The 12,307-nt window shown below is 73.0% G+C and carries 10 protein-coding genes; 5 read left to right on the forward strand and 5 right to left on the reverse strand.

What is annotated here, in order from left to right; translation table 11 throughout:
• Positions 1 to 474 precede the first annotated feature (474 nt).
• The 3 genes from AC3EVP_RS35155 to AC3EVP_RS35165 are packed head-to-tail and all read left to right on the forward strand — an operon-like array spanning position 475 to position 3,266.
• Positions 475 to 1,461: a MetQ/NlpA family ABC transporter substrate-binding protein gene (locus AC3EVP_RS35155; RefSeq protein ID WP_435137374.1), complete on the forward strand. Its 987-nt coding sequence runs from the start codon at positions 475 to 477 to the stop codon at positions 1,459 to 1,461.
• A 34-nt stretch (positions 1,462 to 1,495) separates the two neighbouring features.
• Positions 1,496 to 2,605, forward strand: a complete 1,110-nt coding sequence (locus AC3EVP_RS35160) for a methionine ABC transporter ATP-binding protein (RefSeq protein ID WP_435137377.1) — start codon at positions 1,496 to 1,498, stop codon at positions 2,603 to 2,605.
• A gap of 1 nt (position 2,606) precedes the next feature.
• Complete coding sequence (locus AC3EVP_RS35165) at positions 2,607 to 3,266, forward strand: ABC transporter permease subunit (protein ID WP_435137380.1); 660 nt, start codon at positions 2,607 to 2,609, stop codon at positions 3,264 to 3,266.
• A 38-nt stretch (positions 3,267 to 3,304) separates the two neighbouring features.
• Here the strand turns inward: AC3EVP_RS35165 and AC3EVP_RS35170 are convergent, their stop codons facing one another.
• Genes AC3EVP_RS35170 through AC3EVP_RS35185 form a run of 4 tightly spaced genes read right to left on the reverse strand, consistent with a single transcriptional unit; the run spans position 3,305 to position 8,839 of the window.
• Positions 3,305 to 5,770 carry a beta-xylosidase/alpha-l-arabinosidase gene (locus tag AC3EVP_RS35170; RefSeq protein WP_435137383.1) on the reverse strand — a complete coding sequence of 822 codons (2,466 nt, stop codon included), beginning with the start codon at positions 5,768 to 5,770 and terminating at the stop codon, positions 3,305 to 3,307.
• Positions 5,767 to 6,585: a carbohydrate ABC transporter permease gene (locus tag AC3EVP_RS35175; protein ID WP_335980824.1), complete on the reverse strand. Its 819-nt coding sequence runs from the start codon at positions 6,583 to 6,585 to the stop codon at positions 5,767 to 5,769. The genes AC3EVP_RS35170 and AC3EVP_RS35175 overlap by 4 nt, the downstream gene beginning before the upstream one ends.
• On the reverse strand, positions 6,585 to 7,526 hold the full coding sequence (locus AC3EVP_RS35180) for a carbohydrate ABC transporter permease (RefSeq protein WP_435137387.1): 942 nt from the start codon (positions 7,524 to 7,526) through the stop codon (positions 6,585 to 6,587). The genes AC3EVP_RS35175 and AC3EVP_RS35180 overlap by 1 nt, the downstream gene beginning before the upstream one ends.
• A 14-nt stretch (positions 7,527 to 7,540) precedes the next feature.
• Positions 7,541 to 8,839, reverse strand: coding sequence for an ABC transporter substrate-binding protein (locus AC3EVP_RS35185; RefSeq protein WP_435137390.1), 1,299 nt, complete (start codon positions 8,837 to 8,839; stop codon positions 7,541 to 7,543).
• A gap of 239 nt (positions 8,840 to 9,078) precedes the next feature.
• Here AC3EVP_RS35185 and AC3EVP_RS35190 point away from each other — a divergent pair, with 239 nt between their 5' ends.
• Entirely contained in the window at positions 9,079 to 9,276 is a 198-nt protein-coding gene (locus AC3EVP_RS35190) for a hypothetical protein (protein ID WP_335980819.1), read from the forward strand.
• A gap of 28 nt (positions 9,277 to 9,304) precedes the next feature.
• Here AC3EVP_RS35190 and AC3EVP_RS35195 read toward each other — a convergent pair whose 3' ends face one another.
• Positions 9,305 to 11,302, reverse strand: coding sequence for an ATP-binding SpoIIE family protein phosphatase (locus tag AC3EVP_RS35195; protein ID WP_435137395.1), 1,998 nt, complete (start codon positions 11,300 to 11,302; stop codon positions 9,305 to 9,307).
• 280 nt (positions 11,303 to 11,582) lie between these two features.
• Between AC3EVP_RS35195 and AC3EVP_RS35200 the strand changes: the two genes are divergently transcribed.
• The gene (locus AC3EVP_RS35200) at positions 11,583 to 12,296 is read left to right on the forward strand and encodes a beta-glucanase (RefSeq protein WP_335980817.1); all 714 of its coding nucleotides are present in this window, start codon (positions 11,583 to 11,585) and stop codon (positions 12,294 to 12,296) included.
• The last annotated feature ends 11 nt before the right edge of the window (positions 12,297 to 12,307 follow it).

The following is a 12,307-nucleotide window of genomic DNA, read 5'->3' on the forward strand; positions in this document are numbered from 1 at the left end:
CGCACCCCCCACCGTCCCCCCCCGCCCCTTTCCCGTGACCGCACCGTGTTGCTGGACATGTCCATTGCCACTCCGCGGTGCTGTTAGGGTGATCGGCATGGACACCGCACTGCTGACGACTCGACGCGTCATCGACTATGCGCGTGTCGCCAGCTGCCTGTGTCCCTGACCGGCAGCCGAAGCGGACCGCGCGGGCAGGCATCAGCCTCCTGATCCGGGTCCGCCCGCGCCCTGTGCACCACGCCCCGCCGAAGGACCCGTACGGTCCGCGGCCCGCGCGGGTGCGCCCGGCGCCGTAGTCCGGTCTGCCGAACCCCCGTTCCGCGCGGTCCGCGCCGGCGGCCATCTGCCGCCACTGGCCACCCGCCGCATGCCGCCTGCCGCCGCCGCGCGGCCGTGCCGTGCTGCCCGCGTGCCCTGAAACCGTACCCGCCCCCGTCCGTCCGTCTCCACCGTCCCCTGGAGGGCCCCGCCATGTCCGAAACGCCCGATAAGCCGATATCCGGCGAGCCGTCGCAGCCGTCGCCGAACGAGCCGTCGAACGCCCCGCAACTGCCGCCCGCCCGCTGGAACCGGCGGCGGATCACCTGGGTGGCGTCGGCCGCCGTGGTCGTGGTCGCCGGGCTGATCGTCGGACTGGTGCTGTCCTCCGGCGGCGGCTCGGACAAGAAGACGGTGAGCATCGGCGTCACCGACGCGTCCGAGCCGTACTGGAAGACCTTCTCCGCGCTGGCGGAGAAGAAGCTCGACGTGAAGGTGAAGCTGGTCAACTTCAACGACTACAGCCAGCCCAACCCGGCGCTGAAGGAGAAGCAGCTCGACCTCAACGAGTTCCAGCACATCCAGTACCTGGCGAACTACAACGTCACCGCGCACGACGACCTCCAGCCGATCGGCGCCACCGCCGTCTACCCGCTGCCGCTGTACGCGCTGAAGTACTCCTCCCCGGCGCAGCTGCCGGCCGGTGCCAAGGTCGCCATCCCCAACGACGCCATCAACGAAGCGCGCGGCCTGCTGGTGCTCCAGGCGGCCAAGCTGCTCACCCTCAAGGACGGCGGATCGGCCTTCTCCAGCACCGCCGACATCCTCACCCACAAGGTCGACGTGACCGCGCTCGACGCCTCGCAGACCGCCGGCGCGTTGCAGAGCGGCTCGGTCGCGGCCGCGATCGTCAACAACAACTACGCGACCAGCGCGAAGCTCACCCAGTCCCACGTGGTCTTCCAGGACGACCCGGCCAGCGCCAGCGCCGCGCCCTACGTGAACATCTTCACCGCCCGCGCCGCCGACCAGGACAACCCCACCTACCTCAAGCTCGCCGCGCTCTACCACGACCCGTCGGTCGAGAAGGGCGTGCAGGAGGCGAACGGCGGCACCGCGGTCTTCCGCACCGTGCCCGCCGCGCAGCTGCGCACCGAGCTGGCCACGGTCCAGAAGCAGGCCGAAGCGGCGAAGAAGTAGCCGTGCGGACACGGGAGTCGGGGAGGGCGGCGGCATGACCGGCAGCGAGCCGGCCGGACGGCCGGAGCAGGCGCGGGAACGGCCGGAGCAGAGGCGGGAACGGCCGGAGGAGGTGCATGTGCGGCTGGAGCACGTACACCGGACCTTCGCGGGCAAGGGGCGGCGCGGCACCCCGTTCACCGCGCTGGACGACGTCAGCCTGGAGATCCGCCGCGGCGAGGTGTTCGGCATCATCGGCCACTCCGGTGCCGGCAAGAGCACCCTGGTGCGGCTGATCAACGGCCTGGAGGCGCCGACCTCGGGCAGCGTGCACGTCGGCGGGCACGACCTCACCGGGCTCGCCGAGCGCGAACTGCGCGGGGTGCGGCGCGACATCGGCATGGTCTTCCAGCAGTTCAACCTCTTCCGCTCCCGCACGGTGGCCGGCAACGTGGCCTACCCGCTGAAGGTCGCCGGGGTCGGGCAGCCGGACCGGGACCGCCGGGTCGCCGCCCTGCTGGACTTCGTCGGACTGCTCGACCGGGCCCGCGACCACCCCGAGCAGCTGTCCGGCGGGCAGAAGCAGCGGGTGGGCATCGCCCGCGCGCTGGCCACCGAGCCCTCGCTGCTGCTGGTGGACGAGGCGACCAGCGCGCTCGACCCCGGCACCACCGCCGAGGTGCTGGACCTGCTGCGCCGGGCCAACCGCACCCTGGGCGTCACCATGGTGATCATCACCCACGAGCTGGACGTGATCCGCGCGGTCGCCGACCGGGTCGCGGTGCTGGACGCCGGGCGGGTGGTGGAGGAGGGCAGCGTCTACGACGTCTTCGCCCACCCGCGCAGCGACGCGGCCGTGCGGCTGCTGGGCACCGCGCTGCGCGAGCGGCCCTCGAAGGAGACCCTCGCGCGGCTGCGGCAGCGGCACCCCGGCCGGATCGTCTCGGTCCGGGTGCAGGACCGCACCGGGTTCCAGACCCGGGTGGCCCGGGCGTTCCTGGACCACGAGGTGGCCGCCGGGATCGTCTTCGGCGGCGTCGGGGAACTCCAGGAGCGGCCGGTCGGCAGCCTCACCTTCGAGCTGGTCGGCGCGCCCGCCGCGATCGACGCGGCCCTGGGCGAACTGCGGGCCGACGGCGTCGAGTTGACCGAGGAGGACGACTGAGATGCACGAGTTCGTGACCAACCTGCCGGTCTACCGCGAGGCGATCCGGCAGACCTTCTTCATCGTGCTGATCTCCACCGCGGTCGGCGGGCTGCTCGGCCTGGCGCTCGGGCTGCTGCTCTACGCGACCAGGCCCGGCAGCCTGCTGGGCAACCGCACGGTGTTCCTCGCGGTGAACATCCTGGTCAACGTGGTGCGCCCGGTGCCGTTCGTGATCTTCCTGACGGCCATCCAGCCGCTGATGCTGCACACCATCGGCACCACGATCGGCACGAACGCGGTGACGTTCGCGCTGTCGCTGGCGGCGGCGTTCGCGGTCAGCCGGATCGTCGAGCAGAGCCTGCTGACCGTCGACCCCGGCGTCATCGAGGCCGCCCGGGCCGCCGGCGCCCGCCGGATCGGCATCCTGGTCACGGTGCTGATCCCGGAGGCGCTCGGCCCGATCGTCCTGGGCTACACGTTCATCTTCGTCGCCGTGGTGGACATGTCCGCGCAGGCGGGCCTGTTCGGCGGCGGCGGGCTGGGCGACTTCGCGATCACCTACGGCTCCCAGCGGTACAACTGGCCGATCGTGTACATCACGGTGGCGACCATCGTGGTGATCGTGCAGGCCGGGCAGTTCCTCGGCAACTGGCTGGCCCGGCGGGCGCTGCGCCGCTGACCTGAGCGCCCTGCGGCAGCGGCGCGGCGCCCGCGGGATCACACCTGTGCCACCGTGAACTGCGGGTGCAGGGCGCGGGTGTGGTCCACCGTGCGGGGCGGGCCGGTCAGCTCGCACGCGGCGGTCAGCCGGATGTCCGCGCTGGACGCGCCCAACCGCAGTTCGAGCGCGCCCGGTTCGACCACGCGGCGTCCGTCGCGCCCGGTGAACGCGGCGAGGTCGGCGGGCACGGTCAGCTCCACCCGGGCCGCCGCGCCCGGTGCGAGGTGCACCCGCCGGTAGCCGACGAGCCGCTGCTCGGGCCGGACCACGGACGCGACCGGGTCGTGCAGGTAGACCTGCACCACCTCGGTGCCCTCGCGCCGCCCGGTGTTGCGGACGGTGAAGGCGCAGCGCAGCGCGCCGTCGGTGCCCGCCCGCGGGGCGGCGGTGTCCAACTCCGTCCAGGCGAAGGAGGTGTACGCCAGCCCGTGCCCGAAGGGGTAGGCCGGGGTCGGGTCGACGTTGGACACGTCGCTGGCCTGCCCCAGCCGCGCGGTCAGATAGGTGGACGGCTGGCTGCCGGGGTGGGCCGGCACGCTCACCGGCAGCCGCCCGGACGGCTCGACCTGCCCGGCGAGCACCGCCGCGAGCGCCGCGGTGCCCATCTGCCCGGGGAAGAAGGTCTGGACGACCGCGGCGGCCTCCTGCGCGGCGCGGCCGAGCGCGTACGGGCGCCCGGCGAGCAGCGTGACGACGACCGGCCGGCCGGTGTCCAGGACCGCGTCGAGCAGTTGCCGCTGCACCCCCGGCAGCGCCAGCGACTGCGCGTCGCAGCCCTCGCCGCTGGTCCCGCGGCCGAAGAGCCCGGCCCGGTCGCCGAGCGCGAGCACCACCACGTCGGCCTCGGCCGCGGCACGCACCGCGGCGGCGATGCCGCCGGTGTCGGGGGTGTCCACCGCGCAGCCGGGCGCCGAGACGATCCGGCTGCCGGCGAACTGCTCGGCCAGCGCCTCCCGCAGCGTGGGCAGTTCGATCCCGGCGGGCACCTGCGGGTGCTGCGAGCCGACGTGCACCGGGAAGGAGTAGCAGCCCAGGACCGCGGTGGGCGTGTCGGCGTTGGGGCCGAGCACCGCGATGGTGCGCGGCTGCGCCAGCGGCAGGGTGCCGTCGTTGCGCAGCAGCACCACGCTGCGCTCGGCGAGCCGGCGGGCGAGGTCCTGGTTGGCGGGGGAGTCCAGGTCCACGCTGCCGCGCAGCGCCTCGACCGAGGACGCGTCCGCGTCCGTGTCCGAGTCGGCGTCCGGGGCGCGGCCGTCCAGTACCGGCGGCACCGGGTCCCAGTCGGCGTCCAGCATGCCGAGTTGGGCCTTCTGCACCAGCACCCGGCGCACCGCGCGGTCCAGCAGCGCTTCGGGCACCCGCCCCTCGGCGACGGCCGCGAGCAGCGGCTCGCCGTACGCCTTGACGGTGGGCAGCTCGATGTCGACGCCCGCGCCGAGCGCGGCACCGGCCGCCTCCGCGAGGGTGCCGGCCACGCCGTGCAGGGTGTGGAGGAAGGCGACACCGAAGTAGTCGGCGACGACGGTGCCGGTGAAGCCCCAGGTGTCGCGGAGCAGCCCGGTCAGCAACTGCTCGTCGGCCGCGGACGGGATGCCGTCGGTGTCGGTATAGGCGTGCATCACCGACCGGGCGCCGCCCTCGCGCACCGCCATCTCGAACGGCGGCAGGATCACGTCGGCGCGCTCCCGGCCGCCCATGCCCACCGGCGCGAGGTTGCGGCCGGCGCGGGAGGCGGAGTAGCCCGCGAAGTGCTTGAGGGTGGCGACGACCCCGGCCGACTCCAGCCCGCGCACGTAGGCGGTGCCGATCGTGCCGACCAGGTACGGGTCCTCGCCGATGGTCTCCTCGACGCGGCCCCAGCGCGGGTCGCGCACCACGTCCAGCACCGGCGCGAGCCCCTGGTGGACGCCGACCGCCCGCATGTCGCGGCCGATCCGCCCGGCCATGGCGCCCACGAGCTCCGGGTCGAAGGTCGCCCCCCACGCCAGCGGCACCGGGTAGGCGGTGGCGCCCCAGGCGGCGAACCCGGCGAGGCACTCCTCGTGGGCGAGCGCGGGGATGCCGAAGCGGCCGGCGGCCATGATGCGGCGCTGGGTGCGCAGCAGCGACAGCGCGCCGAGCGCCGGGTCGACCGGGGCGGTGCCGAACGGCCGGGTGAGCTGGCCCAGTCCGTGCGGCAGCAGGGCGTCGAGGTCGGCGGGGGCCTCCATCTCGTGCTGGTGCGGGGCGACTTCGCCGCCTTCGGCGGAGGCGCCCACCCAGACGCCGTACAGCTGCGCGGCCTTCTCCGGCAGGGTCAGCTCGGCGAGCAGGGCGTCGGCCCTGGCCTCGGGCGGCAGCGCGGTGTCCTGCCAGCGGGGGGCGGCCCCCTGGGTGTCGGGGCCGGGCGTGTCGGTGCCGGTCGGATCGGGTCCGGGCCGGTCGGGGCGGGGCGTGGTCTGTTCGGGCACGGTGTCGGTCACTTTCCTCCGACGCCCATGAGCCCCTGTACCAGGGCACGGCGGGCGAACAGGTAGACGATGAGGATCGGCAGCATCGACAGCACCACCGCGGCCAGCAGGCCGGGGATGTCCACGCCGTGCTCGGTCTGGAAGTCGTACAGGCCCAGCGTGACCACCTTGGAGGAGTCGGACTGGGTCAGCACCAGCGGGAAGAGGAAGCCGTTCCACGCCTGGAGCGCGGAGAAGACCACGATCGTGGACAGCCCGCCCTTGGACAGCGGCAGCACCAGCTGGAGGAAGACCCGCCACTGCGGGGCCCCGTCCATGGCCATCGCCTCGTACAGGTCAGGGGTGATGTCGCGCATCGCCCCGGTCAGCACCAGCGCGCACACCGGCAGGCAGAACGCGGCGGTCGGCAGGATCACCCCGGCGAGGTTGTCGTAGAGCCCGGCGCGGTTGATCACGTAGAACATCGGCACGATCACCGCCTGCGCGGGGACCGCCAGGCCCAGCAGGAACAGCCGGAAGACACCGGTGGTGACCCGGCCGCGGCCGCGCACGATCGCGTACGACAGCGGCGGCACCAGCAGCAGCACGATCGCCACCACCGCGGCCGTCACCAGCAGGGTGTTGAGGAAGTAGCGGCCGAAGCCGTTCGAGAAGTCCTGCGTGTAGTTGTGCAGCGTGAAGTGCGCGGGGAAGGCCAGCGGGCCGTGCGCCGCGTAGTCGCTGCGGCTGCGCAGCGTGGCCAGCAGCATGACGTACAGCGGTAGGCCGACCAGGAACAGCCAGACCAGCGAGCCGAGTCCGGCCAGGACGTTGGGGCGTCGCCTCATCACAGGCCCTCCGAACTGCTGCGCATCCGGTCGTAGCCGGAGACCCGGACCACCACCAGCGAGATGACCGTGGCGACCAGCACCAGGACCAGCGCGATCGCCGCGCCGCCGCCGAAGTCGAAGCTCTTGAACGCCTGCTGGTACATGTAGTAGGCGCTGATCGTGGTGTCGGTGCCGGGGCCGCCCTGGGTGAGGATCAGCACCGTGTCGAAGGTGGTCAGGCCGCCGACGACCATCAGGATCATCGAGGTGATCATGGTGGTGCGCAGCTGCGGCAGCGTGATGTGGAAGAACTGCCGTACGGTGCCCGCCCCGTCGACCTCCGCGGCCTGGTAGAGGACCTGCGGGATCGCGCGGGCCGCGCCCTGGTAGATCAGCGTGTGGAAGGGCGTGTACTGCCAGGCGCCGACGAAGACGAGGACGCCGATCGCGCCGGACTGCATGCCCAGCAGGTTGCCGTTGCCGAACAGCCAGCGGGCCTGCGCCGGCACCCCGAAGTTCGGGTCGAGCATCGCCCGCCACAGCACGGACACCGCGGTCGCCGACAGCAGCAGCGGCACGAAGAACACCGCCGACAGCACCGCCCGGTTGCGCTGCCGCCCGGCGGCCCACACGCCGAGCAGGATGCTCAGCGGGGTCTGCACGGCGACCCCGAGCACGGTGATCAGCACGCTCAGCCACAGGCTCTTGAGCATGGTGTGGTCGTGCAGCAGCGCCCGCCAGTTGTCCAGGCCGGCGAACTGCGGCGCGCCCAGGCCGTCCCAGTCGGTGAAGGAGAGCACCGCCACCAGCACCAGGGGCAGTACCGCGAACAGCGCGAAGAACAAGGTGGCGGGGGCCGCCCAGGCCAGGCCCGGGCGGGGCACCGCCGTGCCGGCGCGGCGGGCGCCGCGCGCGGCCTTCGGCGGCGCCACCCCGGTGGAGGTCGTGGTCGTGGTCATCTCGCGTATCCCGGTCAGGACTTCGGCAGGGACTGCATGGCCTTGATGAAGCCGTCCGTGTCGGTCTTGCCGTCGAAGAACTCCTGGACGGCGGTGTGGATGGCCGTGGTCGCCGACGGCGGGTACGCCTGGTCCCAGGACAGCTGGAACGACGGCGCCTGCTGGACCAGCTTGAACTGGTACTTCAGATAGGCCGGGTTGGCCGCGGTGTCCAGGAACTTCGGGGTGTTGGTGGTGGTCGGCAGGTTGCCGATCGCCAGGTGCGCCTTGACGAACTCGTCGGAGTACTGGAGCTTGAGGAACTGCGCGACCGCGTCGGGGTACTTGGTCTTCTTCAGCACCGAGTAGAAGTTGTTGGTGTTGCCGACCACGTCGGCCGGGTCGCCCTTGCCGCCCTGCACGGTCGGGAAGGGGCCGTAGCCCAGGTCGCTCTTGGTGAAGTCGGGGTTGGCGTCCTGCTCGGTGGAGTACTCCCACGAGCCCATCAGCTCGAACGCGGCCTTCCCGGTGGCCAGCAGCGCCGGCGAGCCGCCGTCGGTGAACTTCACCGAGTCGTACGAACTGCCGAACGCGCCCGCGTCCACGAGCTGCTTGAGCATGCCCAGCGCCTTGCGGCTGTCCGCGCTCGCCCACACGCTCGTGTCGCCGCCGAGCGCCTTCTCGAACAGGCCCGGGCCGGCGATGCGGTCGTAGACGTACTCGAACCACATCTGGGTCGGCCACTGGTCGCCGCCGCCGAGCGCGATGGGCGTCTTGCCCTTGGCCTTGAGCGCCTTGACGTCGGCCAGCAGGTCGTCCCAGGTCTTCGGCTCGCTCAGCCCCGCGTCGGCCAGCACCTTCTTGTTGTTGAAGAGCAGCACCGGCTGGGTGCCGCGCATCGGTATCCCGTACGCCTTGCCGTCGACGACGGCGGTGTTGAACACCGACGGCAGGAAGTTGGACTTCAGCCCCGGGTCCTTGGCGATGAAGCTGTCCAGCGGCATCAGCAGCCCGGCCTTGACGAACGGCTCGATGCTGCCGGCGCCCCAGTTGTAGAAGATGTCCGGCGCCTGCTTGGTGGTGATGATCGTCTGGAGCTTCTGCTGGTAGTCCGCGCCGGGGATGGTGTCCAGCACCGCCTTGACCTTCGAGGTCTTGTTGAAGGTGGCGACGATCTGCTTCTCCACCTTGTTCGTGGCGTCGCCGTAGACCAGGACGTGGATGCGGCCCGCGCCGCCCGCCGAACTGCTGCCGCCGCAGGCCGCCAGGGACAGCCCGAGTGCGAGCACCACGCCACCGGCGGCGGCGCGAGAGAACCGAGCGCGCTTCATCATGGAGTGCCTTTCGAATGTTTCGACGGCGATGTCGAAAGTTATGCGCCGCCCAGAACGTATTGACCGCCGGGAAACCTGGTCAACCCTCCGGTCTGCGGTTATCAAAGCGTTACGTAGCAGGGATCGGGCGTGGCGAAAGGTGCAGAGTGAGGTTTCGATCGTTTCGGAGCTGGGGGTCGATCGGGGCCCGAAAGTACGCGTCGGCTGATTACGGACATACCGCTGGGTACCCGAAGGACATGAGTGAAGGAAGCGAAGGAGACGACCGCAACGGACCCCACCGGGGGCGGCGAGGCGTGCACCTCACGCCCGACCTTCCCCCCGTCATCGAGGCACCGGAGCTGCGCGGCGCGGCGCACACCCGCCCGGAGGACAGCCCGGCAGGCCGCAAGGCCCCTCTCCCACCGCCCTACGGCGAACGCCGCCGCAGCGCGTAGACCGCCCCGCCGCCGGCGGCGGCAGCGCTCAACCGCCGTCCGCGGCGGTGTCCTCCCGCAGCGAGAACCACACCGTCTTCCCCTCGGCCTCCGGCCGTACGCCCCACGCGTCGGCCAGCAGGTCCAGCAGCACCAACCCGCGCCCTGAGGAGGCGAGTTCGCCCGGGGCGCGCTGGTGCGGCAGCTCGTCGCCGCGGTCGGTCACCTCGACGGTCAGGACGCGCCGGCCGCACTCCCCGGCGACCACCGCGACGAGCGCGGCGGACTGGTCGGTGTGCATCAGCACGTTGCCCGCCAGCTCCGAGGCGAGCAGCACCGCGGTGTCCACCTGGTCCGAGCGCGCCCAGTCGTGCAGCAGCGACTCCAGCTCCGCCCGCGCCTCGGACAGGTCCTCGCCGCGGCCCTGCTCGATGGCCAGCACCAGCCGCCGCTCGCTCAGGTCCGGCAGCCGCTCGCCGGCGTCCCGGCGCACCAGCAGCAGCGCGATGTCGTCCTCGTTGCGCGCGCGCACGTCCGCCCGGCGCAGGTCCGGCTCCGGGCGCGCGCGGTCGGCGGACTGCGCAGGACCGTTCACCGCCTCCACCAGCCGGTCGGCCATACGCTCCAGGTCGTCGCCGGGGCCCGGCGCCATCGCGTCGCGCACCCGCACCCACCCGCTGTACATGTCGTACCCGCCGGTCTCGATCAGGCCGTCGGTGCACAGCATCAGCACTTCCTGCTCGTGCAGCTGCATCAGCGTCACCGGGTAGTCCTCGCCGCCCGGCATCAGCCCCAGCGGCAGCCCGCCGGGGACGTGCTTGATCATGCAGGTGCCGTCCGGCAGCCGCATCACCGGGTGCGGGTGCCCGGCGCGGGCGAGCTGGAGCAGCCCGGTCTCCGGGTCGGCCTCGATGTAGACGCAGGTCGCGAAGCGGTCCTCGTCCAGCTCGGTGAGGAAGCGCGAGGCCCGCGCGAGCACCGCGTCCGGGCCGTGCCCCTCGGAGGCGTAGGCGTGCACGGCGGTGCGCAGCTGCGTCATCAGGCTCGCCGCGTGCACGTCGTGGCCCTGTACGTCGCCGATGACGAGGGCGAGCCGGCCGCTGGGCAGGTCGATGCTGTCGAACCAGTCGCCGCCCACCATCAGGCCGCCGCCGGTCGGCACATAGCGCGTCGCCACGCTCAGCCCCTTGATCGCCGCCCCGGCCCGGCCCATGCTGCTGCGCAGCCCGCGGGACAGCGCGATCTCCGCCTCCCCGACCCGGGTGCGCTCCAGCGCCTGCGCCACCAGCCGGGCGGTCACCGTCAGCAGGGTCCGCTCGTCCTCGTTGAAGGCCACCGGCGTGCGGAACGCCGCCAGCCACACCCCGTTCAGCCGCCCGCCGGCCGTCAGCGGCAGGAACGCCCACGACCGGCGCCCCTTGTGCGCGGTGAGCGGATAGGTCACCGGGAAGCGGCTGCGGTACTCCTCGGCGGTGGCCAGGAAGACCGGGCGGCCGGTGCGGACCACCTCGGTGGCCGGGTAGCCGGTCGACAGCGGCATCCGGAAGATCCGCTCGGGGCCGGCGGCGCGGAAGCCGTTCGTGGCGAGCTTGCTGAGGAAGCCGCCGTTGATGCCGAAGACGGCCTGGCCGTCGAGCGGGAAGTCCGGGGTGCGCAGCGCGTTGAGGGCCCTGAGCGCCTCGTCCAGGGACTGCGCGTCGGCGACGGTGTGGCCGGTGTCCACCAGGAGGGCGTCGCGGTGCCGGGGGCTGGCGGCGGTGCCGTCCGCGGGGGCGGCGGGGGCCTCGTCCGAGGGGACCTGTGCTTCCGCCGCCTCCGCGGCTGCCTCCGGCGGCTCCGCGGTCTCCTCCGGGTCGGCGCCGGGCGGGTCCGGCGTTTCCCCGGGGTCCGCCGCGGGCCGGCTGTCCTCCGCCGCGTCCGGCGGATCGGGCGCCAGTTCCTCGCGGGCCGAGGGGTCGGTGTGCAGCCGGTTGAGCGCGTCGATCTGCCGCAGCTCGGCGTCGTCCTCCCCGCGCCGAGCCGGATTGCCGCGTGCGCCGCCGCCCATCCGCGCCCTTTCCGTCGTCCCTGCCTGCTCATGCCGGGCGCGCGCCGCCCGCCGACCGTGATCATACGTTTAGTGAGCTTTTGTCACGATCGTACGCTCACCTCGGCGGCTTCGGCCGGACCGCGCGGGGCGCGCTGCCCGACAGGCGCGCTCCCGAGGCGCTTCAGCGCGCCGCTTTCCGGACCGGACGTGACCGGCGTTGACTGGGAGTAGTTGACCGGGAGTAGTTGTTCGGGAGTAGCCGGCCGGGAGCACCGGCCGCCGTCCGGGGAGAGCACCCATGACCGTCCCGCCGTCCGCGGCGCGCCCCGCGCCCGTCGTCTTCGCCGCCCCCTTCACCGACCGCACGGCCTGGGCCGTGGGCCGCTCCTCCGCCTATCCGCCCGACGGCCGCAACCCCGGCGACAACAAACTCGACCAGATCGGCCCCTCCTACGGCCCCACCGCCGCGGGCGTCTTCACCGCCCGCGCGGCCGGCGGCGGGCGGTGGCACACCGACCTGGTCTCCACCGAGTACGCGCCCGGCGGCTTCGAACTGCGGCCCGGCGACGAAGTGTCGGCGACCTGCGTGGTCGACGACACCCAGGGCGCCTGGCCCGCGCTGTGGACCTGGGGCCGCGACACCCCCGGCGGCCACCCGCAGCCCGGCCACGGCGAGGTCGACCTCTTCGAGTACCACGCCACCCACCCGCACCTGCTCGAACTGAGCAACCACGTCGGCGGCGCGGGCGACACCGTCGACGGCCTCGTCACCCCCGGCCGCCCCTTCCGGCTGGACGTCCTGCTCGGCGCCGACAGCGTCCGCTGGCAGGTCGACGGCCGGACCGTCTACGACGACGGGCGCGGCGTCGGCACCGGCTGGCGCGCCTGGCTGGTGGTGTGCATCAGCGTCTCCGCCGGGGCTTACGGCCACCCGGCCCCCGGGCCGCACGTCCGCGAGATGAGCTGGCAGTGCACCGACCTGGAGGTCCGGCGCGCCACCGCCCAGGCGTGACCCGGGTGGGT

The sequence above is a fragment of the Actinacidiphila sp. bgisy144 genome, assembly GCF_057708105.1.